At 64.1% G+C, this 24262-nt stretch carries 16 protein-coding genes; 3 read left to right on the forward strand and 13 right to left on the reverse strand.

Translation table 11 applies throughout. The annotated features are described in order from the left end of the window. Window positions 1-59: 59 nt before the first annotated feature. The 8 genes from BCCGELA001_RS33580 to BCCGELA001_RS33610 all read right to left on the reverse strand — a co-directional run bounded on the left by BCCGELA001_RS33580 (window position 60) and on the right by BCCGELA001_RS33610 (window position 7587). On the reverse strand, window positions 60-1037 hold the full coding sequence (locus tag BCCGELA001_RS33580) for an ABC transporter ATP-binding protein (protein WP_060737243.1): 978 nt from the start codon (window positions 1035-1037) through the stop codon (window positions 60-62). After that, complete coding sequence (locus BCCGELA001_RS33585; protein WP_060737244.1) at window positions 1034-2449, reverse strand: Asp-tRNA(Asn)/Glu-tRNA(Gln) amidotransferase GatCAB subunit A; 1416 nt, start codon at window positions 2447-2449, stop codon at window positions 1034-1036. The genes BCCGELA001_RS33580 and BCCGELA001_RS33585 overlap by 4 nt, the downstream gene beginning before the upstream one ends. Then, window positions 2446-2643: a hypothetical protein gene (locus tag BCCGELA001_RS33590; protein WP_008541445.1), complete on the reverse strand. Its 198-nt coding sequence runs from the start codon at window positions 2641-2643 to the stop codon at window positions 2446-2448. The genes BCCGELA001_RS33585 and BCCGELA001_RS33590 overlap by 4 nt, the downstream gene beginning before the upstream one ends. Continuing rightward, a complete protein-coding gene (locus tag BCCGELA001_RS33595; RefSeq protein WP_060737245.1) occupies window positions 2640-3698 on the reverse strand; it encodes an ABC transporter ATP-binding protein in 1059 nt (352 codons plus the stop codon). Before BCCGELA001_RS33595 ends, BCCGELA001_RS33590 begins: the two co-directional genes overlap by 4 nt. Further along, complete coding sequence (locus BCCGELA001_RS38090) at window positions 3695-3868, reverse strand: hypothetical protein (protein WP_158511672.1); 174 nt, start codon at window positions 3866-3868, stop codon at window positions 3695-3697. The genes BCCGELA001_RS33595 and BCCGELA001_RS38090 overlap by 4 nt, the downstream gene beginning before the upstream one ends. A gap of 2 nt (window positions 3869-3870) precedes the next feature. Further along, complete coding sequence (locus BCCGELA001_RS33600) at window positions 3871-4773, reverse strand: ABC transporter permease (protein WP_060737246.1); 903 nt, start codon at window positions 4771-4773, stop codon at window positions 3871-3873. Between the two features lie 2 nt (window positions 4774-4775). Beyond that, window positions 4776-5729 carry an ABC transporter permease gene (locus BCCGELA001_RS33605; protein WP_060737247.1) on the reverse strand — a complete coding sequence of 318 codons (954 nt, stop codon included), beginning with the start codon at window positions 5727-5729 and terminating at the stop codon, window positions 4776-4778. Between the two features lie 199 nt (window positions 5730-5928). After that, the gene (locus BCCGELA001_RS33610) at window positions 5929-7587 is read right to left on the reverse strand and encodes an ABC transporter substrate-binding protein (protein WP_060737248.1); all 1659 of its coding nucleotides are present in this window, start codon (window positions 7585-7587) and stop codon (window positions 5929-5931) included. A gap of 199 nt (window positions 7588-7786) precedes the next feature. Between BCCGELA001_RS33610 and BCCGELA001_RS33615 the strand changes: the two genes are divergently transcribed. Continuing rightward, window positions 7787-9382: an ABC transporter substrate-binding protein gene (locus BCCGELA001_RS33615; RefSeq protein WP_060737249.1), complete on the forward strand. Its 1596-nt coding sequence runs from the start codon at window positions 7787-7789 to the stop codon at window positions 9380-9382. Window positions 9383-9590: 208 nt separating this feature from the next. Here the strand turns inward: BCCGELA001_RS33615 and BCCGELA001_RS33620 are convergent, their stop codons facing one another. Together BCCGELA001_RS33620 and BCCGELA001_RS33625 are read right to left on the reverse strand one after the other, a co-directional pair. Beyond that, window positions 9591-11822 carry a CHASE2 domain-containing protein gene (locus tag BCCGELA001_RS33620; protein WP_008541403.1) on the reverse strand — a complete coding sequence of 744 codons (2232 nt, stop codon included), beginning with the start codon at window positions 11820-11822 and terminating at the stop codon, window positions 9591-9593. Between the two features lie 137 nt (window positions 11823-11959). After that, window positions 11960-17341 carry a VCBS domain-containing protein gene (locus BCCGELA001_RS33625; protein ID WP_236840802.1) on the reverse strand — a complete coding sequence of 1794 codons (5382 nt, stop codon included), beginning with the start codon at window positions 17339-17341 and terminating at the stop codon, window positions 11960-11962. A gap of 656 nt (window positions 17342-17997) precedes the next feature. On the opposite strand from BCCGELA001_RS33625, the gene BCCGELA001_RS33630 reads away from it, so the two are divergent. Together BCCGELA001_RS33630 and BCCGELA001_RS33635 are read left to right on the forward strand one after the other, a co-directional pair. Then, entirely contained in the window at window positions 17998-18726 is a 729-nt protein-coding gene (locus BCCGELA001_RS33630; protein ID WP_060737250.1) for a transglutaminase-like cysteine peptidase, read from the forward strand. Window positions 18727-18924: 198 nt separating this feature from the next. Next, complete coding sequence (locus BCCGELA001_RS33635; protein WP_008541398.1) at window positions 18925-20040, forward strand: lysozyme inhibitor LprI family protein; 1116 nt, start codon at window positions 18925-18927, stop codon at window positions 20038-20040. 205 nt (window positions 20041-20245) lie between these two features. On the opposite strand, the gene BCCGELA001_RS33640 is transcribed toward BCCGELA001_RS33635, so the two are convergent. From BCCGELA001_RS33640 to BCCGELA001_RS33650, 3 genes are all read right to left on the reverse strand, one after another. Next, window positions 20246-21445 carry an ABC transporter substrate-binding protein gene (locus BCCGELA001_RS33640; protein WP_060737251.1) on the reverse strand — a complete coding sequence of 400 codons (1200 nt, stop codon included), beginning with the start codon at window positions 21443-21445 and terminating at the stop codon, window positions 20246-20248. Between the two features lie 93 nt (window positions 21446-21538). Further along, window positions 21539-23377 carry an AMP-dependent synthetase/ligase gene (locus tag BCCGELA001_RS33645; protein ID WP_060737252.1) on the reverse strand — a complete coding sequence of 613 codons (1839 nt, stop codon included), beginning with the start codon at window positions 23375-23377 and terminating at the stop codon, window positions 21539-21541. 93 nt (window positions 23378-23470) lie between these two features. Then, window positions 23471-24259 (reverse strand): ABC transporter ATP-binding protein, encoded by a 789-nt coding sequence (locus tag BCCGELA001_RS33650; RefSeq protein WP_008541389.1) that lies wholly within the window; start codon window positions 24257-24259, stop codon window positions 23471-23473. Window positions 24260-24262: the final 3 nt, after the last annotated feature.

Here is a 24262-nt window from a genome sequence, read left to right on the forward strand (position 1 = left end):
CTCTCCCACAAAGAGCTGGGCGAGGGAGCGCAGCTGCGCCCGTCGGCGAGCGCCGAAGTTTACGGCGCTGCCGCGACTGGCTCCGCTAGCACGCACCTTGCTGCGCGACTCGGCCCAACCTCCACATTCGCCGGCAATTGCTCCAGGCAGCGCGGCTCGGCGAGCTTGCAGCGGGGCGCGAAGGAGCAGTTGTGGGGCTTCTCGGAGAGCGAGGGCGGCGTGCCGGGAATGGTTTCCAGCCGCGCGCCGCGCTTGGCGCCGTGGATGGTGGAGGCGAGCAGGCCCTTGGCGTAGGGATGCACCGGCGAGCGGACGATGTCGCGCAGGCTGCCCTGCTCCACGATCTGGCCGGCATACATCACCGCGACACGGTCGCAGATCTCGATGGCGACGCCGATGTCGTGGGTGACGAAGATGACGGACATGCCAAATTCGCGCTGGAGTTCGCGCAGAAGCAACAGGATCTGGATCTGCACGGTGGCATCGAGCGCCGTGGTCGGCTCGTCCGCGAGCAGAATCTTCGGCCGGCAGGCCAGCGCAAGCGCGATCATCGCGCGCTGACGCATGCCGCCGGACATCTCGTGCGGATAGGCATCCAGGCGGCGCTTTGCCGAGGGAATGCGCACGACTTCGAGCATTTCGAGCGCACGCGCCCTGCCCTCCGCATGAGATTTGCCCTCATGGCGCACCACGCTTTCGGCGATCTGTGCGCCGATAGTGTAGACCGGATCGAGCGCGAGCGCAGGCTCCTGGAAGATCATCGAGACGGTCTGACCACGGAACGACGACAGCTCCTCGTCGTTCATGGCGAGCACGTCGCGGCCCAGCACGTTGACCGTGCCGGAGATCTGCGTGCGCTTCTTCGGCAAGAGCCGCATCAGCGCACGCAAGGTCACGCTCTTGCCGGAGCCGGATTCGCCGAGCAGGCCCAGCACCTCACTGTTGCCGAGCGAGAGGCTGAGGTCGTTCACGGCATAGACCGTGCGCTCGCCGGTGAAGCGGATGTTGAGGCCTGAGATCTCGACGAGCTTGGTCATGACGGCAGTTTCGGCAATCTATCGTGGTAGTCGGTGACGCGCTGGAACGCGGCGCCGATGGTGAGCAGGGTGGCTTCGTCGAAGGAGCGGCCGATCAGCTGCATGCCGACCGGCAGGCCGGCCTTGGTGAAGCCCGAGGGCACCGTGAGCGACGGCAGGCCGAGGAAGTTCACGGGGCGGGTGAACAGCGTCAGCCGTTGCACCATGGCCGGCGCATTCGGCCCGCCGCCGACGTCGCTCTCCTCGATGGTCGGCGCCGGCACGGGCGAGGCCGGCGCGATCACCGCATCGACGTGCGCGGTCGCTGCGTTGTGCGCGGCGAGCGCAGGCCCGCGCCAACGCATCGCCTCGAGATAGGTGATGGCGGGAACGGCAAGGCCGTTCTGGAGCCGCATCAGGACCTGCGGGCCATAATCCTGCGGACGCTCGATCATCCAGCGCTTGTGGAAGGCGGCGGCTTCCGCGGCGAGCACCAGCTGGCTCGCCGACGACAATTGCCGCTGGTCCGGCAGCTCGACCGTGACGATGTCGGCACCCTCGCGCTTGAGCACCGCGATGGTCTCGTCCAGCACACGCGCGACCTCGCTGTCGAGATCGTCGACATAGAAAGACGCGGGCACGCCGATCTTCAGGCCCTTCAGCGAGCCCTTGGTCGCGGCGACATAGTCCGACAGCGGCTCGTGGCTGCAGGTGGAATCCGCCGGATCCGCGCCAGCCATCAGCGCCAGCAGCAGCGCGCAATCCTCGGCAGTGCGGGCGAGCGGGCCGACCGTGTCGAGCGATTGCGACAGCGGCATCGCGCCGGCACGGCTGACGCGACCGACGGTGGTCTTCAGCCCCGTGACGCCGCAGAAATGGGCGGGCATGCGGATCGAACCGCCGGTGTCCGAACCGAGTGCCGCATAGGTCAATCGCGCCGCAACCGCCGAACCGGAGCCGGATGACGAGCCGCCGGTGATATGGGCGACGTTCCAGGGGTTGCGCACCGGGCCGTAATGGGCGTTGTGCCCGGTCGGGCCATAGGCGAACTCGGCGAGATGCAATGTCCCGAGCCTGACCTGGCCGGCGTCCTTCAGCCGCTGCAACGCAGTCGATGTCGTGGTCGGCACGAAGTCACGGCGGATCAGCGAGCCGCAGGTCGAGACCTTGCCGGCGTCGTAGTACATGTCCTTGTGCGCGAGCGGCACGCCATGCAGGGGACCGCGGACATTGCCCTTGGCGAGCTCGGCGTCGGCGGTCTCTGCCGCCTTCAGCGCCTCATCCGCTTCAATCGACATGAAGGCGTTGAGATGCGGCTGCCATTGCGCGATCCGCTTCAGCAGCGCACGCGTCACTTCATGCGAGGACAGCTGCTTCGCCGCGATCGCACGCGCGACCTCGGCGAGCGTCATCAATGCGGGTTCGGTGCTCATTTCGACACCTTCTGCGTTTGCGCGATCACATAGCCGGCGGGCTCAAGGTCGAACGGCAGCGTGCCGGCAATGGTCGCAAAGCCTTCGAAGGCAGGTCCGATGGAATTGGAGATGCGGGTCGCGATCTCGTCATCCACGGGGACGCCCGCGATGTGTGCGATCGGCTTGATCTCTTTCGGTGTCGGTCTCGTCATACGATTTCTCCCCTGGGCGCGCGGCTATGGCCTGAACCCGGTATAGCCATGTAGCACGCGGCCTCGTGGCCCATATTATCCAGCGCGGTGAGCTTTGGTGTCGCATTTGCGCAGAGCGGCTCCGCAAATGGGCAACGGGTATGGAAGCGGCAGCCCGGGGGCGGATCGATCGGATTGGGCGGATCGCCCGTGATCGGCGGCGTCTCGGTGCGCCTGTCGGGGTCGGAGGACGGCATCGCCGCCAGCAGCGCACGCGTATAGGGATGCGCAGGGCTATCCCAGACCTGATCGACCGGGCCGAGCTCGACGACCTCGCCGAGATACATCACCAGCACGCGGTCGGAGATGTAGCGGACCACGTTGAGGTCGTGACTGATGAACAGATAGGTCAGCCCGAACTCGCGCTTGAGATCGGCGAGCAGATTGAGCACCTGCGCCTCGACGGATTTGTCGAGCGCCGAGACGGCCTCATCCAGGATCACCAGCCGCGGTGACAGCGCCAGCGCACGGGCGATGTTGACGCGCTGGCGCTGGCCGCCGGAAATCTCGTGCGGATAGCGGTTGGCGAAATTCTCCGGGCGGAGGCCGACCTTGCCGAGCAGCTCGCGCGCGAGATTGCGCGCGGTGCCATCGGCCATGCCGTGGACCTTGGGACCGAAGGCGATCGATTCCTCGATCGTCAGGCGCGGATTGAGCGAGGCGTAGGAGTCCTGGAACACCATCTGCATGCCGCGGCGCAGCTCGCGCAGCGAAAGTGACTGGCCGACGGTCATGCCGTCATAGATGATGTCGCCGTCATCGCGCGGCATCAGGTGCATCAGGAGGCGCGCGGTGGTCGACTTGCCGCAGCCGGACTCGCCGACGATACCGACGGTTTCGCCCTTGGCCACCGTGAAGGAGACGTTGTCGACGGCCCGCACGGTGCGCTTTGCGGCGAACAAGCCGCCACGCACGGGAAAATGCTTGGTCAGGCCGTTGACCTGAAGCAGCGTCTGCGCAACGCCGCCGCGATCCTCGACTTGCTCCAGCATTTCGAAGGATGTGCTCTCGCTCATGGCTGCGATCCTTGATCGCATATGGCCTGCGCCAATGCCTCGATGCCGTCATGGCCGGACTTGTCCCGGCCATCCACGCCTTGCCACGCGGAAAGGCGAACGTGGATGCCCGGGACAAGCCCGGGCATGACGACCTTCCCTGCCGCGCCAGTGTCCATCTGCATCATCATCGTCAATTCCTGATGTCCATGGCGCTGCGCAGGCCGTCCGAGAGCAGGTTGAAGCAGATCGAGACCGCGAAGATCATCGCGCCCGGCAATGCTGCGACCCAGGGATTGACGTAGATCGCCGTGCGCAGCGTGTTCAGCATCAATCCCCATTCCGGTTCCGGCGGTTTTGTACCGAGGCCGAGGAAGGAGAGACCGGCGGCGAGGATCATGGAAACGGAAATCAGGCTGGTGGCGTAGACGAAGATCGAGCCCAGCACGTTACCGAGGATGTGCACGCGCATGATGGTGAAGGCGCCGGCGCCCGAGGCGCGCGCGGCCTCGACGAAATCCATGTTCCGCACGCCGGTGGTGACGCTTTCGGCAACGCGGGTGATCTGCGGCACGAATACCACGGTCAACGACACGATGGAGTTGAGGATGCCGGCGCCGAGCGCGCCGGAGATCGCAATCGCCAGCAGCACCGACGGGAACGCATAGAACACGTCGACCGTGCGCATGATCGCGGTGTTGAGCCTGCCGCCGACATAACCGGCAACGAGACCGAGCGAGGTGCCGATGCAGAAGGCAAGGATGACAGGCAAAATGCCGATGACCAGCGACAGCCGCCCGCCATAGATCAGCCGCGCCAGCATGTCGCGGCCGAGCTCGTCGGTGCCGAGCGGGTAACCCGCGGTGCCGATATGGCGCAGGCGGCGGATCATCGAGCCCCTGTAAGGGTCTTCGAGACCCAGCCATGGCGCAAGGATCGCGGACAGGAAGATCAGCAGCAGCACCAGCGCGCAGGCCATGCTGACCTTGTCGCGCATGATGCGGCGGCCGACCGTCGCCCAATAACCGCGCGCCTTGGTCGCGGGCGCGGCCTGAAGCGCGGCGTCAGTGGTGGCGGACAACGGAAGCTCGCTCATCGCTAGCCCCGCTTGATACGCGGGTCGATCGCGGCTTGGGCGATGTCGACCAGCAGATTGAGGAAGACGAAGAACAGCGCCAGGATCAGGATCGTGCCTTGGAGCAGCGGCAGGTCGCGCTGGAAGATTGCCGAGTTGAGAAGAAAGCCTGAACCAGGCCAGGAGAACACGGTTTCGATCAGGATCGATCCGCCGAGCATGTAACCGAGCTGGAGCCCCATCACCGCGAGCGCAGTGGGCGCAGCATTCTTGATGACGTGGCGGAATACGCCGGTTTCGCGCAGGCCCTTGGCCCGCAGCGCCTCGACGAAATCCTGGCTGAGGATGTCGCCGGTCAGCGCGCGCACCGTGCGGGTGACGATGCCCATCGGGATCACCGATGTCGTGATCGCCGGCAGCACCAGATATTTCAAATGCGCCCAGTCCCAGGCCCAGGAATTGGAGCCGCTGGGCCCGGCGCCGACCGCGGGCAGCCAGCTCAGCTGCACCGAGAAGATGATGACGAGCAGCATGCCGAGCCAGTAGTGCGGCACCGAGACGCCGGCGATGGCGAACGAGGTCGCTAGCTTGTCGATCCAGGTCTCACGGAAATAGCCGGCGATCAGGCCGAGCAGGATGCCCATGGTGAAGCCGATGATCGCGGCGGCGATCGCCAGCGTGACGGTGTTGCCGACCGCGCGCATGACCTCGGCGAGCACGGGGCGACCGGTGGCGATGGAATTGCCGAGATCGCCGTGCAGGGCCCGGAGCAGCCAAAGCCCGAACTGCACCGGCAATGGGCGGTCGAAGCCATAGGCGGCGCGCAGCTGCGCGGCGAGCTCCTGCGAGGCGTCGGCCGGCAGCACGGCGACCAGCGGATCGCCCGGCGTGATGTGCACAAGAAGGAAGCACACCAGCGCCACGCTGATGATGATCGGGACGACATAGACGATGCGTCTGGCGATATAGGCAAGCACGTTTGGTTCTTTCTTCCTTCTCCCCTTGTGGGAGAAGGTGGCGCGCTCAGCGCGCCGGATGAGGCGGTTCTATCCGCGGATGAAGATTGCATCGGTGGAGAGGTCCGCATCCGCGGAGAGAGACCCCTCACCCGGCTTCGCTGTCGCGAAGCCACCCTCTCCCACAAGGGGAGAGGGTGCAGCGAGTACGCGGTGCGAGCTATTTCGCGATCGACACCGGCGAGAAGTCGATGAACCAGCTCTTCGGCTGCACGACGCCTGTTACCTTCGGGCTCATGGCGCGCGGGCCGACGTCGTGGGCGACGTAGAGGAAGGCGGCATCGTCGACGGAGGCCGCGTGCAGCTCGGCGAGCGCGGCGTCACGCGCAGCGGGATCGAAGGTCTGCCGCGCCTTCTTCACCAGCTCGTCGAACTTGGGCTCGTTGATAAAACCCCAATTGTTCGAGACCGGCGGCGCCATGCCCGATTGCAGGAAGCGCACCAGCGCGAAGAACGGGTCCATCGCCGCATAGGTGACGTTGGTCGCGTTCGAGCCGTTGGCGCTAGGGTCCTTGGCGCCGCGGCGCCAGTTGGTGAACAGCGTATTCCACTCGATGACGTCGAGCTTCACGTCGAAATAGCATTCGGCCAGCGCCTGCTGGAGATATTCGTTCATCGCCAAAGGCTGCATCTGACCAGAGCCGGATGCGGACGTCTGCGTCTTCACGGTCAGCTTCTTGTTCGGGCCGTATCCGGCCTCCTGCATCAGCTTTTGCGCGGCTGCCTTGTCATACTTGATCTGGAAGCTCGGCTTGCCGCGCCAGGGATGGCCGGGCTCGAAGGTGCCGGTCGCAGGCACCATCAGGCCGGCGAGCAGGCCGTCCCTGAGGCCTTCGCGATCGATGCAGAGGTTGGCCGCCTTGCGCACGCGGATGTCGTTCCAGGGCGAGCCTTCGATGCGCGAGAACTGCCAGGGCCAGACATGCGGCTGCTCATTGGAGTAGAGCTTGAAGCCGCGCTGCTTGAGCTCGGGCAGCGCATCCGGCGCGGGCGCCTCGACCCAATCGACCTGCCCGGAGAGCAACGCCGCGGTGCGCGCATTCGGCTCCGGCATCGGCAAGAGCACCATTTTGTCGACCTTGGGCACGCGATCCTTGTTCCAATAGGCCGCATTCTTGACGAGTTCGAGCCGCTCGCGCGGCGTGAAGCTGGCCATCTTCCACGGGCCGGTGCCCGAGGCGTCCCTGGCGAAAGCGGTCCAGGCGGCCTGCGACTTTGCCTTGGCGTCGGCGCCTTCGGCCTTGTCATAGAAGGCCTGCCACTTCGTCGGACTGGCCATGAAGAGGTTGGTGAGATTGATCGGCAGGAAGCTGTCGGGCTCCTTGGTGGTGAGCTCGACCGTCATGTCGTCGATCTTCTTGGCGGAGGCCAGCGTCGGCATGCGCGAGGCGGTGACGCCGACCTGGCTGGCGTCGAACTGCGGCGCGTCCTGCTTCAGGACCTTCTCGACATTCCACACCACGGCGTCCGCATTGAACGGCGAGCCGTCATGGAATGTGACGCCGGGGCGCAGCTTGAACACCCATTTGGTCTTGTCGGCATCGTCGACCTTCCACTCGGTGGCAAGGCCGGGGATCACCACGCTGGCCTTCTCGGCCGAGGACAGGTCCCAGCCGGTCAGCGCGTCATACATGGTGAGGCCGGTGAAGCGGTTGCCCTCGAAGCCCTGGTCGGGCTGGCCCAGCGTGCGCGGAATATCGGCAGCAGTCATGCCGATTCGCAGCACCGTTTGGGCGCTCACGACGCGCGGCCATGCCGCCGCCGTCGTCAGAGCAAGCCCCGCGATCAATGCCGCGCGTGTCGTCTTCTTCATAAGCATCGCCTCAATTCCTTTTCCGGCTTCGATGACTATTTTTGATGCAATCGTATGCAATGGCTATGCCAATGAGAAACTTATTCTGCAATTTGTCACTGCGACGACAAGTCCTTGTGGTCAATGCACCGACCGACGCATCGCATTGCCTATTCTGGCATCAAGATTGCAAGTCCGCTCCCGAAATCCCTGGGAGCTTTGAACCATGCGTAACCGCCTATCGACCTGTCTCGCCGTGCTTGCGCTGGCGGCAACCGCAATCTCGGCGCGCGCCGAAAGCGTGGTGCGCTACGGCATCTCGATGGCGGACATTCCGCTGACGACCGGCCAGCCCGATCGCGGTGCCGGTGCTTATCAGTTCACGGCCTACACGATCTACGATCCCCTGGTCGCCTGGGAGATGGACGTCGCTGATCGTCCCGGCAAGCTGGTGCCCGGGCTTGCGACCGAATGGAAGGTCGACGATGCCGACAAGACCAAGTGGCGCTTTACCCTGCGCAAGGGCGTGAAGTTTCACGACGGCAGCGAGTTCAATGCCGACGCGGTGATCTGGAATTTGGACAAGGTGCTCAATGACAAGGCGCCGCAGTTCGACAAGCGGCAGAGCGCGCAGGTGAAGACCCGCCTTCCCTCCGTCGCTAGCTACGCCAAGATCGACGACTTCACCGTGGAGATCACCACCAAGACCGTCGACTCCTTCTTTCCCTATCAGATGCTGTGGTTCCTGGTGTCGAGCCCAGCGCAGTACGACAAGCTCGGCAAGGATTGGGACAAGTTCGCCAGCCAGCCCTCGGGCACCGGTCCATTCAAGCTGACCAAGCTGGTGCCGCGCGAGCTCGCCGAGCTCACTAAGAACCCGGATTACTGGAACAAGAAGCGCATCCCCAAGGCCGACAAGATCGTGCTGGTGCCGATGCCGGAAGCGCTGACGCGCACCAATGCGCTGCTCGCCGGGCAGGTCGATTTGATCGAGACGCCGGCGCCGGATGCCGTGCCGCAGCTGAAAGCAGCCGGCATGAAGCTCGTCGACAACGTCACGCCGCATGTCTGGAACTATCATCTCAGCGTGCTGCCGGGCTCGCCCTGGACCGATATCCGCCTGCGCAAGGCGCTGAATCTCGCGATCGACCGCGAGGCCGTGGTTGGGCTGATGAATGGGCTGGCAAAACCCGCCAAAGGACAGGTCGATCCGTCGAGCCCCTGGTTCGGCAAGCCGAGCTTCGAGCTGAAATACGATCTCGCCGCCGCAAAGAAGCTGGTCGAGGAAGCCGGCTACTCCAAGGCGAAGCCGCTGAAGGCCACCTTCATCATCGCGCAAGGCGGCACCGGCCAGATGCTGTCGCTGCCGATGAACGAGTTTCTACAGCAGAGCTTCAAGGAGATCGGCATCGACATCGACTTCAAGGTGGTCGAGCTCGAGACGCTCTACACGCACTGGCGCAAGGGCGCGGCGGACGAGATGAACGCCGGCATCACCGCCAATAACATCGCCTATGTCACCTCCGACCCGCTCTACGCGATCGTCCGCTTCTTCCATTCGGGCCAGATCGCACCCGTCGGCGTCAACTGGGGCGGCTACAAGAACCCGAAGGTGGATGCGCTGATCGACGAGGCCAAGCAGACCTTCGATGCCACCAAGCAGGACGCGCTGCTGGCGCAGGCGCACGCGCTGATCGTCGACGACGCCACGCTGGTCTGGGTCGTCCACGACACCAACCCGCACGCGCTGTCGCCGAAGATCAAGCAGTTCGTGCAGGCGCAGCACTGGTTTCAGGATCTGACGACGATCGGGACGGAGTGAGGGGGGCAGCCACAATTACGCATCACATTGCCCTGTCGTCCCGGGGCGCGACGCAGTCGCGAGCTCGGGACCCATAGCCACAGGCCGCAATTGTGCGGAAACTCGGAGTTGCCGGCTCGCGCCATAACCGCTCCCTGTGGGTATGGATCCCCGCCTGCGCGGGGATGACACCGCCGATGGGGCGGCCTTCAAACCACACCTGACGACCCTACTTCGTCAGCAGCGCATACGCCCCGGTCCATCCCTCCGGCGGCGGGTCGACCTGGAAATCCTTGATCCGCTTTTCGTACAGCCTGAACAGCTTTTCCAGCGTGTCGGCATCCTCGCTCTTGCGGCCGCGCTCGATGGCGTCGAGGGCGCCCTGCCAGTCGCGGCTGCGGTAGCAGCCGAGCATTTCGATGGTGATGTTGCGCAGGCGCTGGAAGGCGCCCGAATGCATCACGTCCTCGCGGCCGGCGATGGCGTAGATCACCTCCGGCTCGGATTTGCCTTTGACCATGATGAAGTCGAGCTCGAGGATGGCGAACTTGTCCTTGGCGGCGAGCGCCGTCCGGGATCCCACGATGATCGGGAAGCCGTATTCTTTGGTCTGGCCCTCGAGGCGCGAGGCCAGGTTCACGCTGTCGCCGAGCACCGAATAGTTCTTCTTCAGGTCGGAGCCCATATTGCCGACCACGCCGATGCCGGTGTTGAGCCCGATGCCGACATTGAGCGGAATGTAGACGTGGCCGCCATCGGCGGCTTCCTGCTCGCGCTCCTTGTTGACCGTGTCGATCTGCTCCAGCATCTGGATGGCGGCTTCGCAGGCGTTGACCTCGTGCTTGTTATCGTCGAGCGGCGCGTTCCAGAACGCCATGATGGCGTCGCCCATGTATTTGTCGATGTAGCCCTTCTGCTCGATGATCACGTCCGTCAGCGGTGTCAGGAAGCGGTTCATCAACTCGATGAGGCCTTGGGGATCGTGCTTGTAGCTCTCCGAGATCGTGGTGAAGCCGCGCACATCGGAGAACATGATGGTCATCTCGCGCTCCTCGCCGCCGAGCACGAGCTTCTCCGGCGACTGCACCAGCTGCTCGACCAGCACCGGCGACATGTATTGCGCGAACTGGCCACGGATCTGCACGCGCTGGCGTTGCTCACGCACGAAGCTCGCGAAGATCAAGGTCAGATAGACCGCGGTGGTCGACAGCAGCGGATAGGTGAAGTCTATGAGATAGCGGTATTGCGTGTAGAAGAACCAGGACACCCCAACCAGGATGGCGGCGAAGGCCGCACCGGCGAGCACCAGACGCACGGGACCGAGATTCGGCGTGAAGATGATGACGAGCAGCCCTATGACCAGCGCCGCGATCAGCTCGATGCCGAGCGCGTAGTTCGGCTGCGAGATCACCGCGCCGCTGAGCACGCTCTCCAGCACCTGGGCATGGATCTCGACACCCGGCATGGTCGCGGATACCGGCGTGGTCTTGATGTCGTTGAGCCCGGCCGCGGAGGTCCCGACCAGCACAAGCTTGCCGGCGAACTTGCTCGGTGACACGCTGTTGTCGAGCACGTCGGCCGCGGAGACGTAGATCGAGGGATCCCGGCGGGCGTAGTGCACCCAGAACTGGCCGTTCTTGTCGGTGGGGATCTCGACGCCCTTGAGGCGCACGGCCCGCACGCCGGTCTTGTCGGTCCTGACGAGCAGCGTCGGCGTGCCCGTGACCACGCGCAGGATCTCGAGGCTGAGCGACGGCATGATGTTGCCCTGGGCCCGCATGACCATCGGCACGCGGCGGATGAACCCATCGCGCTCTTTCCTGATCGAGAACAGGCCGCGGCCGGCAGCGACCTTCTCTATGTCCGGCACGTTGCGCAGCAAGCCTGGAAATTCGAACAGGAAGCGTTCGGCGCCCTCCTCCCCCACCGTCGCCACGCCGGTGAACGGAAGCGATTTATCGAGTTCGGACAAGACGGCCGGAAGCCCGGTTTCGCCCAGCACCACGCGCGAGCGCTTGATCGCCTCGGCGAGGATCTGGTCGTTGGTCGGCAGTTCGCGCAGCTTGGCGCGGGTGGCATCGTCGAGATGGCGCATCTGGCTCGCGACCAGATCCGGGTTGAGCCGATCGGGCTCGGAGAAGACCACGTCGAAGCCGATCGCGGCGGCGCCGTTACTGGTCAGGTTCTGGATCAAATCGGCGATCCGCGTGCGCGGCCACGGCCATTGCCCGAGCTTGGCGAGGCTCTTGTCGTCGATGTCGACGATGACGACAGGCCGCGCCGCCTTGTGCCTGGGGTCGATCAGCTGGAACATGTCGAAGGTGCGCAGCCGCAATTCCTGGATCGGCGGCGGATCCCACAGGCGCGCGCCGGCGAACAGCACCAGCAGCGCGAGGCACATCAGCCGCGCGAAGCCGAACTTGCGCGCAAACCACCGCCGCAGGATTTTGAGACGTTTCATGCCAGTCAGACTTCCTGCCCCGGATCATGCCGGGCGCAGCGATCATGGAGCGTCGGCGCGCGATTAGCTATTCCCGAGTGCTGAGGATCATGGATTTTTTGCCGCGGTTACAGGCCAGCCGGCGGCCACCGCATTCACTAGGCGCCATGAGTGCCGAAGATGAAATCGCTGGATTGGAGATTTGCGAGCGCGACACCCTTGAGCAGGATCGTCTCGTGGCTATCCAGCGTGAGCAGCGTGCCGCCATCCTGCGCGGTGGTCGGGGTAAGGTCGCTCAAAGAGCTGATGCCGCTGAAATGCCGCAGGTCGATCTTGTCGAGACCGAACTCGAAATCGTCGACGGTGTGTTGGACCGTATCCTGCGACGATGCTGGCGCAAACACGAACTGGTCCTTGCCGCCGCCTCCGATGAGCGTGTCGCTCGACTCGGTCGCGAAAATGACGTCCTTGCCGGCGGTGCCTTGCAGGGTCATGCCCTGGCTCTCGGCTCCTTCGACGAAGATGAAGTTCACGGTGTCAGAACGACCGGCCGAGTCGGCAACGGTCAGCGTGATCTGTTCGATTCCGGGCAGCTCCGCCTCGGGATCGGCGCCGATCGGATCGTAGACGATGCCCGCGCCCTCTGCGAGGCCCGTGTTGATCTGGGCGAGCGTACCGGTCGTCGGATAGACACTGGCGAGGCTGACATCCGGATGCGCGGTCGACAGCGTGACGGTGAAAGTGTCCGTCGCGGCACCGGGATCGGTGTCAGTAATCTCGAGATCGGTGATGATCTCGTTGCTGTTCTCGATGATGTGCTCGACCTGGAAGCTCTCGGTGTTGATGACCGGGCCGCCGGCGTCATCGGCCCCAGTCACGTCCACCGTGAGCGTTGCCGTGTCGGTCGCACCATGGATGTCCGTGGTCAGGACCGTGAACGTGTCGACATACGATCCGGCCGCCAGCGCGTTGATCGCCGCATCGTTCGGAACGTAGCTATAACTGCCGTCGGAGTTGACCGTCAGCGTCCCGTACAGGCCCGCGACGGTCGTCGCCGCGTGGTGATCTGCATTGAGGACGGCGTAGGTCAACGTCGCCGTCTCGCCGCTGTCGACGTCGGTCCCGGACAATTGCCCGGTGATATCGGAGAAGGTGTCGGCCGCGGCGGTGTCCGTGAGCGGACCGATGTGGAGATCGGACAGGGTCGGCGCGTCGTTCGTGCCGGCGATGTTGATGGTGACGACCGCACCCGTGCCAGCGCCGTGGCTATCCGAGGGAACGATGGTGTACTGCAGCGACAGCGTCTGGCCGGCGGCGAGAAAATCGAGAGCCTGGCCGGCCGAATTGAACTGCCAGGCAAACTGGGCGTGGGTCGACGTTCCGTCGAGAATGTCGCCGGAGGGGACGGTGAGATAGTTCAGGAGATCGGCATGCGACAGCCCACCGACGCTGCCCGTTTGCAACACGTTGTCGAGTTTGACCTGCACCTGGCTGACCGCCACCGTGACGTGATCGGTCGCGTCGACATCGGAGACCGCCAGCACGCCGTGCGAGACCTGGCCGGCATTGGTCTCCATCAGATCGGCAAATGCGCCGCCAGGCCCGGAGGTCCCGCTCGCCCAGTCCGCATCACCCTCGATGGAGAGACTCTGGGCGGAGTTGACTGCATTGGCGGCAATGGATCCGCTGCCGTCGGCCAGCTGATAATAGCCGGCAAGGTTCGCTTCGTTGCCGGTGAGCGCGGTGAAGTCGAGCGATCGTATCTGCGCCTGCGAGAGTGCGGTGGTCCAGACGCTGACATCGGCGATCGAGCCGGTGAAGCCTTGCGCCCCGAAGCCCGGGGCAAATCTGTCGCTCGCCGCCCCGATCATCATGTAGGACGGATCGCCGCCGTATCCGATCGAGTTCACGCCTCCGCTGTGGGAATAAACGGCGTTCCCATCGACGTAAAGCGTGAAGATGCCGTCGTCGCGCGTCAAGGCGAGGTTATGCCATTCCCCTGCAGTGAGCGCGAAGCCGGTATCCTGGATCTCGACGCCTCCCTCGAGAATCGCCAACTCCAGTTTGCCGCTGATGACGGTGCCCATGAGACCGAAACCGGCGGTCGAGGTATTGCCATTGTAGAACAAGACCTGGCTGGCGGACGCAGCATCTCCGTTCCAGTTCACCCAGCCGTCCAGCGTCACGTCGTCGGTGGCGACCGTCGGCACGTCGCCGACCGCGATGGTCGCACCATCGAAGTTCATGTAGTCTGACGTGACATAGGACACCGCAGGCGCATCGTTGGTGCCGGTGATGGTGACGGTGACGTCTTGCGAGATTTGCGCGCCGTGATTGTCGGTGAACGTGACGGTGTAGACCTGGGTTATGGTCTGTCCTTCCGCCAGCGACTGCAGCACGGGATCGCTGTTGTCGAGCGTGAAGTGCCAGTCGAGCGTCGCGCCGTTACTGGTGTCGGCGTTGGATTCGGACACCGCGCCGATCGAGAAAGTGCCGATATGCGAGCCGGTCCCGAAGCCCGGCAGATCCGTGCTGACGGACGAAGACTTGAACGACCACTGCGCCGTGTGGGTGTCGATCAGGTCGACGTCCTGGATCGCCAGCGTGCCGCAGGTGGTCAGCAAGCTGCCGTCATCCTCGGTGACCTCGCCTTTCGCCGCGCAGGCATCGCTCGTGATCGTCGGCGCGTCGTTGGCGCCGTTGATCGTGACGGTCACGTTCTGCGAGACCTGCGCGCCGTGATTGTCGGTGAAGGTGACGGTGTAAACCTGGGTGATGGTCTGGCCCTCGGCCAGCGACTGCAGCACCGCGTTGTTGTTGCTAAGGCTGAAGTGCCAGCCCAGCGTCGCGCCGTTGTTGGTATCGGTGCTGGATTCGAGCACCGACGGATCGATCGTGAACGTGCCAATATTCGCGTTGGCGCCGAACCCCGGCAGAGCTGAACTGACGGACGACGAGGTGAACACCGCCTGCGCGGTGTGGGTGTCGATCAGGTCGAGATCCTGGATCGCAAGCGTGCCCTCGATCGACAGCGTCGCGCCGGAATCCTCTGTGACGCTCCCCTTTGCAGCGTCGGCATCGCTCGTGATGGTCGGCGCGTCGTTGGCGCCGGTGATCGTGACTGTGACGTCCCGGGTCACCGTCCCACCGTGATGGTCGTCGACGGTCACGCTATAGACCTGCGTGATGGTCTGGCCTTTGGCCAGCGACTGCAGCACCGGATCGTTGTCGTTGAGCGTGAAGGTCCAGCCCACCGATCCGCGCGTGCTGACGCCGGGGCTCTCGCTCACCGCCGCCAGCGCGAAAGTGCCGATATGCGAGGTGCCGTTGCCGAAGCCGGGCAGATGCGCGTTCGAGGTCGTCGACTTCAGGACGTAGCTCGCAGTGTGCGTATCCGTGAGGTCGGGATCGTTGAAGGAAACCGTGCCGTTCGCCGTCAGGGTTGCCGCCGAATCCTCCGTCACAGCGCCCGTCGGCGTCGTCGAGTCCTCGACGATCGTCGGCACGTCGTTGGTGCCCTCAACGTTGACGTCCGCGCCATCAATGGACACCGTGAGCGGCGTGCTGACGACACCGCCGTGGCCATCATCGACCTGCACCACGTAATTGAGAATCAGCTTCTCGCCTTTGCCGAGGAAATCGAACAGATGGTCGGGAACGCTATAGGTCCAGGTGGCCGTGCCGTTGTTGCCGTTTCCGGCGCCCTGAACCACGGTCAGCGGCACCTCGACGGCGGCGATCGCGGCGCGTTGCTCCGGCGTCAGGAACACGGTGACATCGGTGCCTTCGGCATCGAGATATTTGAACGGCTGGGCGGTCGAGAGCGCCGCGCTCACGATCGGCCGGTCGGTCAGATCGACGTCGGTGAAGGTGACCGTGCCCGTGATGACGTCCAGCGCCTCGTTACCGGTCCCGACCTGCTCGATGACGGTGCCACCTGACGTCGCAACGGTAGGCTTGTCGTTCGTTCCCGTGATCGTGATGGTGATGGGAATGAACTTGCTCTCGGGGTTCACCGTGAAATTGGTGTCGACGCGAACCATGTAGGTCAGCGTCAGCGTCTCGCCGGCCGCGAGGAAGTCGAAGACCTTGTCCGGGATCGTATAGGTCCAGACCGCCGAGCCGCTGTTGTTGTTGCCGGGATCGGGGACGACGCCGATCTGGATCTGCGTCGCCGCGATGGCCTGCTTCTGGAGCACGGAGAGCGAGCCGGTGACGTCCTGCTGGCCGGCATTCTTGTAGATGTAGTTCGGCGCCTCGGCGAGGCTAATGCTCACCGTCGGCCGGTCGCCGAGATTCTGATCGATGAAGGTGATCCGGCCGAAGACCGTGTCGGGCGTCGTCGCGCCCGTCGTGTCGGCGCGCTCGGTCAGTGCGAACGCCGTCTTCACGTTGCCGCCGGAATCGAGGCTCTGCACCAGCGGCTGGCCGGGAATACGGGTGACGAGCGGCGGGGGAGTGCTCGGCCCCTCCTGCCCTTGCGTATTGAGGTTGACGAATGTCGCGGTTGCGACGGCGCCGAATGCCGACTTGAACACCACGTCCAGGCTCATCGGCGTAAGCGTGTCGGTGAAGTTCGTGGTCAGCTTGGTGTTGGTGTTGTCGCTGAACTTCAGCGTGAACACGTCCGTGATCAGCTTCTGCACATCCGGCGACATCAGCGCATTGGAGATCGAGACGTTGCCGCCGCTGATCTGGATCATTTGACCGGCCTGGTTGACCGTCGCGATCGGCAGCAGCGTGACCTTGTCGAACAGGATGTAGGAGCCCGTCGTGCCGTTCGGCTCGACCAGCACCTGGAAGCTGGCCTGCGGCTGGGGATCGCCGCCCCCGGCCGGGACGACGAAATTGATCTGGGTCAGCACCGCCGTGCCGCGGATGCCCATGGTTGCGACCGGCGTGTCGATCTTCATGTCGCCGTGCTTGGCGGTCTCGCCGGCGACGAAGGTGATGGTGCCGGCGACCAGGCTCAGCAGCGAGGAGTTGCTCGACCCGTTGGGGTCGTAGACCATCTCGTTCAGCACCATCCGCGCATTCGAGGACAGGCCGAACACGGTGCCATCGATGAAGGTGATGCCGAGCGTTGAATCGGCACCGGTCGAGACGACGTCGCCCTTCTCGACGTTGTCGCCGTTGTTCAGGATGACCGAGACGCCGTTACGGATCGCTGTCGCGCTGCCGACCAGCTTGGTGACGTGGCCGATGACCTGGGCCGCGGCAGGGCCGGGCGCGGCCTGCGCATATTGCACATGGCCGGTGAGCGCGTTGACGATGTCGCCGGTGAGGTGGGCGCCGTCCGGCGAGGCGATGGCCGGGCGCTTGTCGCCTCTAAAATAATCGTGAACGACGAACTCGCGCCCCTCATGGGACAGCACGAGATCGAGGCCCGTGCGCTTGAACTCGCCATTGAAGATCAGGTTGGGGTCGGGAACGACGACCGCACCCTCGGGCACGTGACCATGCGCCTTTGCGATGAACGGCTTGGGTGCAAAAGAATCGACATGGATATCGCCGAGCGAACGGGAACCCTGGCCATCCAAGGGGATCGCGGCGTCAAATTTGCCAGCGTAATTCAACCGCGCACCGTAAAAAGGGTTAAAATCTAAGTAAGTATCTACTGCCTAAGCTTGCATAGCATTACCAAGTCCTTAGCGAAACCATCTATTGCTTGTGTGATTCCGCATCACCGAGCCGCCAACAGCGCAATCGGGCCATGTCCTCGTAGAGGAGGCAGGGGAACTCTGGAGGTATTTGCAAGTATAATTGCGGTTATTCGAGCCCACTTTCAGCACCCCACAATATTCCAACGTATAGTTCAGGCAGCGAATACTCGTGTCATCTTTTCTTCGTGGTGCCCCGCAACATACTGCGGCAAATACAGGTCCAAATCTGTGACCTAACTAACAGAAGCCCTGAAAAAGCGGGCCGTTAGCCATAGGAGGCAGATTCGACGGGCGCACAACCAGGACCTGCAAATGGTTCCATTTCGCGGCAGCTGGCAATCTCCTAGCTCCGATTCTTAAAGTTTTACGCAATTTGAGCAGGCGCATTTCAGCCTGTTTCCCGGTTTTGGAACCCCTGCCGAGCGCGTTAAGCAGAACAAAACGGCCAATCCCGCACTATCTCCGCGAAAGCAACAAGGCCCGGCACGTCGAGATCGAGGGGGATCTCGCGAAGCCCGGGAAGGGGATGTCAGATGGAGACCGCTACTCGCTCGCGCGCCTGGCGCGCAATCCTTGTCATGTGCGGATTGATCCTGCTCGGGTCGGCCGCCGAGCTTCGCGCCGGCACGCTGCTGTCGCCGGGCGCCGGCGTCCTCGTGCGCAAATCCGCCGAACCTTTCGGCGTGTTCGCCTTCTCCATCTCCGTCGGCAATTTGCGGCAGAAATGGCTGGCGCTGAAGGACAAGCTCGACGACGACATGGTGCAACTCGCGCTGTGCGACGGCGACCGGGACAATTGCGCATCGCCTGCGGCCCTGAAGCTGCTCGCCATCGTCGACCAGGTCCGCGGCCGCGACGGCCGTGCGCGCCTCGGCGAAGCCAACCGCGCGATCAACCTCGCGATCCAGGCCGCCGATGACGGCACCGACGACGTCTGGAGTTCGCCGCTTGCGACCTTCCAGCGCGGCGCCGGCGATTGCGAGGACTATGCCATTGCCAAGCTCGCCGCACTGAGGCTCGCCGGCGTTGCCGCCGAGGACCTCCGCATCGTCGTGGTGCGCGACGTCAGGGCCGGCGAAGCGCATGCGGTGGCCGCCGCACGGCTCGACGGCCACTGGCTGATGCTCGACAATCGCCGCATGGCGATGGTCGAGGACGAGGCTGCACAGATCTACCGGCCGCTGTTCGTGCTTCACCAGTCGGCCGTTCTGAAATATGTCGACGAACCGATCCGGGTCTCGATCGCCGCCGAGTCGCGTTGATTGCGGCTCTCGCGTCGCCTGCCCCGCCATAAAGCCATTTCGTTGCACGATCCGGACGGCTAGAGCATTATCGGTTCTGATTGAATCAGAACCGAAGCTCTAGATTCTTGTTTTGACGCGTTTTCTTTACGCGAACCGGTATCCACTTCGCTCGAAAACGCTCTAGCATGGCCGCGGCCACGCTGAGGGACGAAGAGAATGCGGTTCATCGTGCTGACTGTGCTTGCGCTGCTGGCGTTGCCGACGGCGCCTGGCTCCGCGCAATCCGACCGCTCCATCGCCGACAGGCTGCCGCTGTTCGCCAAGAACAACTGCCAGCAGATTCGCGATCCCGGCAATCAGCTGTTCTGCGGCGATACCGAGCTGGCTGCCGCCGCCGAGAAGCTGAGCACGGCGGTCGAGGCGCGGCTCGCCCGCCTGCCCGATCGCCTGCCCGCCATTGAGGAGAATGCGATCTGGATCCGCCAGCGCAACCTCGGTTGCGGCATCGTCGGCCAGACAGCGATCCGCGCCGACGAGTTCGACCGGGTGAAGGCGTGCCTGCTCAAGGTGACCGAGGAGCGCACCGCGATCGTGCGTGATCCGGATTTCGACTGTCTCGCGGCCAACACCGCGGCCGGCGCGCTGATCTGCGCGGATCCTGCGCTGGCGGTCGCCGAGACCGAGCTCAACGGCCTGGTGCTCGGCCTGATCGGCAAGCTGGACCCGACCGCCGCGCGCTTTGCCTTCGCCGAATACGGCAGGTGGACGCGAGAGCGCGACCGCAAATGCAATCTCGTCGGCAAGGAGAACGTGCCGCTCCAGGAATTGGAGACTGCGGAAGACTGTCTTGCCGACCATCTGAAGCGTAGGACCGACGAGATTCGTGCGGCGAAGGGCGATCCCAAGAAGGTGTTCGGCCGGCAGGTCGCAGCCCGCTCACCCGACACCGACGCGGTCGACTTCTGCGCCGCGCGCATCCACGCGGCCAATTCCTGCGGCAACTTCCTGCGCATCAACCGCGTCTACGCACTCGACAGTCATGTGACCGACCAGGAGGCGCAGGTCACGGGCGAGATCGAGATGGTCGTGCTGGCGCCCTTCACCATGTGCAGCAAGGTCGCCTCCACCTGCACCGGCACCTGCTGGGACGGCAGGACCGGCCGTCCGCAGCCGGGAGCCGGAAACAAGGAGCGTTCCGCAGAAGCCTTCAACGTCACGCGGCGCCTGCGGATCCAGCGGAATTTTGCCTTCGTGAAAGCCGCCGACGGCTGGCGCTGCCGCGAGGACGAGCTGGCTCCGGTGAATTCGGGTACGGCAGGCGGGGGATCGTGAAACGCTTTCTCCGCTGGCGGGCTCGCATTGAGCTTTCACTATCCCCTGGAGGGGGAGGGCTATCGCATTTGTTACAAGAGGTCGTCATGCCCGGGCTTGTCCCGGGCATCCACGTTCTTTGTGCTGCGTAGTAAGACGTCATGGCCGGAACAAGCCCGGCCATGACGATGAGAAGGCTCTCGAACCCCAAGTGCGAAGCGAAGCATCAGAACATCAGATTGTCCTTCACGAGCACCCAGCGGCCGCCCTTGACCTGCTGCACCTGGGTGATGGTGTTGGCGAGGTGGTCGGTCTTGGAGAACTTGGTCGGCGGCGAGTTGAAGATGTCGAGGAACTTCTCGCCCGACTCCAGCGAGTCCAGCATCTTCTGGCCCGTCAGCTCCTTGCCGGCCTTGTTCGCGTAGAACGCAAACGTCATCATCGCATTGTAGCCGATGATGGCCTGGGTGTTGGCGTCGGCGTTGAACATCTTCTTGTAGTTCACGAGCCAGTCCTTCACCTTGCCCTTGGCGGTGTCCTCATAGGGAATCTCGAAGCCGCTGGCGGCATAGAGCCCTTCGACCGCCTCCTTGCCCAGCGCCGGAACCTCCATCACGTTGGTAGGGGTAGCCCCGAGGAAGGTGACGTCCCAGCCGAGCTTCTTGGCTTCGGTCATCGCCCCGATGGTCTCGCGGAGCACGGTGCCGAGCACGACGAGATCGCAACCATCGGACTTCATCTTGGCGATCTGCGCGCTGAAATCGGAGGCGCCGCGCTTGTAGCTCGTGATCGAGGCCGGCTGCGCCTTCATCGCGGTGAGCTGCTGATTGAAGCCGTCGAGCACGTTCTTACCGTATTCGTCGTCCTGGTGCATGATGCAGGGCTTCTTGAAGCCCTTCCACTCGATCATGTATTTCACCGCGGCCCGCGTGCTCTCGACATAGGGCAGCAGGTTGTTGAACTTCAGCCGTTCCTGCGGCTTGGCCGGATCGAACTTGAAGGTGAACTCGGCCGCCGTCAGCGGGAAGAGCTGAAGCACGCCGGCGTCGAACAAGATGTCCTGCGCGGCGAGCACCGTCGGCGATCCCATCGGCCCCACCATGGCGAAAATCTTGTCGCGCTCGATCAGCTTTTGCGACGCCAGCACCGCTTTCTTCGGATCGTAGCCGCTGTCCTCGACGACCAGCCGGATCTTGCGGCCGTTGATGCCGCCGGCCGCATTGATCTCCTCGGCCGCCATCTTCATGCCGTTCGCGACCGGAACACCCCACCCCTTGATCGGACCCGACAGGTCCTGGTGCGTGCCGATGACGATCTCGGATGCCGAGATGCCCTCGTTGGTGACCTTGGTTTGCGCTGCGGCCGGCAGATGCGTGAGCACCACTGCGCTCACCGCAAGGCCGAACGCCCTGAACGATTTCGACATTGACGTCTCCTCTCCCTGGCCAGTGTTGCGCGAAGGGCGTGGCCATCGCTCCCTCGCTGATTTTCTCGTCGCCTGGCTGGCGGGCCAGGCGCCTCACGCCACCGCGCGCTCGCGATACATCGCCTCGATCTCGGCGGCGTAGCGCTTGTTCACGAAGCCGCGCTTGAGCTTCATGGTCGGCGTCAGCTCCTCGTCCTCGGGCGTCAGCTGGCGTTCGATCAGGTAGAATCGCTTGATGCTCTCGACGCGGGCGATATTGCGATTGACCTGCTCGATCTCGCGCCAGATCAGGTCCTGGATCTCGACGGCCCGGCACAGGCTGGCATAGTTGGTGAAGGGGATGTCGTGGTCCTGCGCGAACTTCTCGACATTCTCCTGGTCGATCATCACGAGGCAGGTCAGGTACGGCCGCTTGTCGCCGATCACCACGGCGTCGGAAATATAGGGCGAGAATTTGAGCTGGTTCTCGATCTCGGACGGCGTGACGTTCTTGCCGCCGGAGGTGATGATGATGTCCTTCATCCGGTCCGTGATGCGGACGAAGCCCTCATTGTCGATGGTGCCGACGTCGCCGGTGTGCAGCCAGCCGCGGGAATCGATGGTCTCGGCGGTCTTCTCGGGCTGGTTCAGATAGCCCATGAACAGGAAGTCGCCCTTGATCAGGATCTCTCCCTCGGGCGACAGCATGACCTCGCCCCAAGGCACGGCAGTGCCGACAGAGCCGAGCTTGGTCCGCTCCGCCGGCATCATGGTGGCCACCCCGCAATTCTCGGTCTGGCCGTAGACCTCGTGGATGTCGATGCCGAGCGCGAGATACCAGCGGATCAGCTCCGGTGCGATCGGCGCCGCGCCGGTGAAGGCGATGCGGCAGCGGTCGAGCCCGATCATGCGGCGGATGTTGCGGAACGCGACCTGGTAGGCGAGACGATTGGCGATGCGCAGCGACAGCGGCGGCGCCTTGCCCTCGAGCCGGCACTCGACCATGCGGTAGCCAATGTCGATGGCGCGACCATAGACCCATTGCTGGAGCGGCGTCGCATCCCTCAGCGCGATGGTGATCGCGGAATAGAACTTTTCCCAGATACGCGGCACCGCGAGGAAGACGGTCGGCTGCACCTCGCGCAGGTTGTCGGGCACGGTTTCCTGGCTTTCCGCGAAATTCATGACCGAGCCGAGTGCGACCGAGATGTAGTAGCCGCCGATGCGTTCGGCGACATGGCAGAGCGGCAGGAAGATCAGCCGCTCCTCGTCCTCCTGCGCCGGGATGAAGTCGTTGGCGTGCCGCATCTGATGCGTCACGCTGCGGTTGGCGTGCATCGCGCCCTTGGGCGGGCCGGTCGTGCCTGAGGTGTAGACGAGGATCGCGAGGTCGCCGGCGCTACGGCTGTCGATCATCTCCTGCCACAGCGCTTCGCGACCGACCATGTGGTTGCGGCCGAGCGCGCGAAACTCGTCGAGCGACAACACCATGTCGTCGGAGAAGCCGCTGAGGCCTTCCATGTCGAACACGATGATCTTCTGCAGGGTCGGGCAGCGGGCGCGGCAGGCGAGCACCTTGTCGAGCTGCTCCTCGTCCTCGACGAAGATCACCTTGGTGGCGGAATCGTTGACGAGATACTCGACCTGGGACGATGCATCGGTCGGGTAGATGCCCGAGGCGACGCCGCCGGCACACAGGATGCCCATGTCGGCGTGGACCCATTCGGGAACGGCATTGGCGATGATGGAGGCGACGTCGCCGGGCATGAAGCCGATCGCGCGGAGCGCATAAGCGACCTCCTTGGAGATCTCCAGCCATTCCCGCCAGCTCGTCGGCTGCCAGATGCCGAACTTCTTCTCGCGGATCGCCGGCCTGTCGCCCCGCGTCTCGGCGGCGCGCAAAAAGCTCTTCGCGATCGTATCAGCGACCGTCAGCACCGCCGGTCGGGCCATGCACCTCTCCTCCTCGTCGTCCTGCCTCCGCTGCCTGCCTTGCCGGCGGTCTGTCGTTGCGGATGGCAAGCTCATCTTACTGCCAGCTCGTCCTCACCGCCATGTCTTCTTCTTTTTCCAGCGCCGCTCGCCGCGCGCGCCCGCTTCCTTGGCACCAAGGTAGAATTCCTGGATGTCCTGGGAATGCATCAAGCGGTCGCAGGTGTCGTTCATCACGATCCGCCCGATCTCCAGGACATAGCCGTAATGTGCGGTCTCCAGCGCCACCTTGGCGTTCTGCTCGACCAGCAGGATCGACATGCCCTGCTCCTCGTTGACGCGGCGGATGATGGTGAAGATCTCCTTCACCAGCAGCGGCGACAGGCCGAGCGAAGGCTCGTCGAGCAGCAGCAGCGTCGGCCGGTTCATCAGCGCGCGGCCGATCGCGAGCATCTGCTGCTCGCCGCCGGAGAGCTGGCCGGCCGGCTGGTTGATGCGCTCCTTCAGGCGGGGGAAATAGCCGTAGACCCGCTCCAGATCCTCCGCGACGCCGTCGCGGTCCCGGCGCGGATAGGCGCCCATCATCAAATTCTCGCGGACCGAGAGGAAGGGGAAGACTTCGCGGCCCTCCGGCACATGACTGAGGCCGAGCCGCACGATCCGGTCGGCCTCCATGCGCTGGATCGGCTTGCCCATGAACTCGATCGCGCCCTTTTGCGGGTCGAGGATGCCGGAGATCGTCTTCAGCACCGTGGTCTTGCCGGCGCCATTGGCGCCGAGCAGCGTGACGATGCGGCCGCGCGGCACCTCCAGCGAGATGCCGCGGATCGCCATGATCGGCCCGTAATAGCTCTCGATGTTCGAGAGCTTCAGGATGGTCTCGGGTGTCGCGGTCGCGTCCATCGC

The organism is Bradyrhizobium sp. CCGE-LA001 (assembly GCF_000296215.2).
Taxonomy (GTDB): Bacteria; Pseudomonadota; Alphaproteobacteria; order Rhizobiales; family Xanthobacteraceae; genus Bradyrhizobium.

What these genes read in the sequence shown, in the direction of transcription:
- BCCGELA001_RS33595 (WP_060737245.1), bottom strand. Translation starts at nt 3,698, where the DNA reads ATGAGCGAGAGCACATCCTTCGAAATGCTGGAGCAAGTCGAGGATCGC.
- BCCGELA001_RS33630 (WP_060737250.1), top strand. Translation starts at nt 17,998, where the DNA reads ATGGAGACCGCTACTCGCTCGCGCGCCTGGCGCGCAATCCTTGTCATG.
- BCCGELA001_RS33600 (WP_060737246.1), bottom strand. Translation starts at nt 4,773, where the DNA reads ATGAGCGAGCTTCCGTTGTCCGCCACCACTGACGCCGCGCTTCAGGCC.
- BCCGELA001_RS33620 (WP_008541403.1), bottom strand. Translation starts at nt 11,822, where the DNA reads ATGAAACGTCTCAAAATCCTGCGGCGGTGGTTTGCGCGCAAGTTCGGC.
- BCCGELA001_RS33615 (WP_060737249.1), top strand. Translation starts at nt 7,787, where the DNA reads ATGCGTAACCGCCTATCGACCTGTCTCGCCGTGCTTGCGCTGGCGGCA.
- BCCGELA001_RS33640 (WP_060737251.1), bottom strand. Translation starts at nt 21,445, where the DNA reads ATGTCGAAATCGTTCAGGGCGTTCGGCCTTGCGGTGAGCGCAGTGGTG.
- BCCGELA001_RS38090 (WP_158511672.1), bottom strand. Translation starts at nt 3,868, where the DNA reads ATGATGATGCAGATGGACACTGGCGCGGCAGGGAAGGTCGTCATGCCC.
- BCCGELA001_RS33580 (WP_060737243.1), bottom strand. Translation starts at nt 1,037, where the DNA reads ATGACCAAGCTCGTCGAGATCTCAGGCCTCAACATCCGCTTCACCGGC.
- BCCGELA001_RS33645 (WP_060737252.1), bottom strand. Translation starts at nt 23,377, where the DNA reads ATGGCCCGACCGGCGGTGCTGACGGTCGCTGATACGATCGCGAAGAGC.
- BCCGELA001_RS33650 (WP_008541389.1), bottom strand. Translation starts at nt 24,259, where the DNA reads ATGGACGCGACCGCGACACCCGAGACCATCCTGAAGCTCTCGAACATC.
- BCCGELA001_RS33590 (WP_008541445.1), bottom strand. Translation starts at nt 2,643, where the DNA reads ATGACGAGACCGACACCGAAAGAGATCAAGCCGATCGCACACATCGCG.
- BCCGELA001_RS33585 (WP_060737244.1), bottom strand. Translation starts at nt 2,449, where the DNA reads ATGAGCACCGAACCCGCATTGATGACGCTCGCCGAGGTCGCGCGTGCG.
- BCCGELA001_RS33610 (WP_060737248.1), bottom strand. Translation starts at nt 7,587, where the DNA reads ATGCTTATGAAGAAGACGACACGCGCGGCATTGATCGCGGGGCTTGCT.
- BCCGELA001_RS33635 (WP_008541398.1), top strand. Translation starts at nt 18,925, where the DNA reads ATGCGGTTCATCGTGCTGACTGTGCTTGCGCTGCTGGCGTTGCCGACG.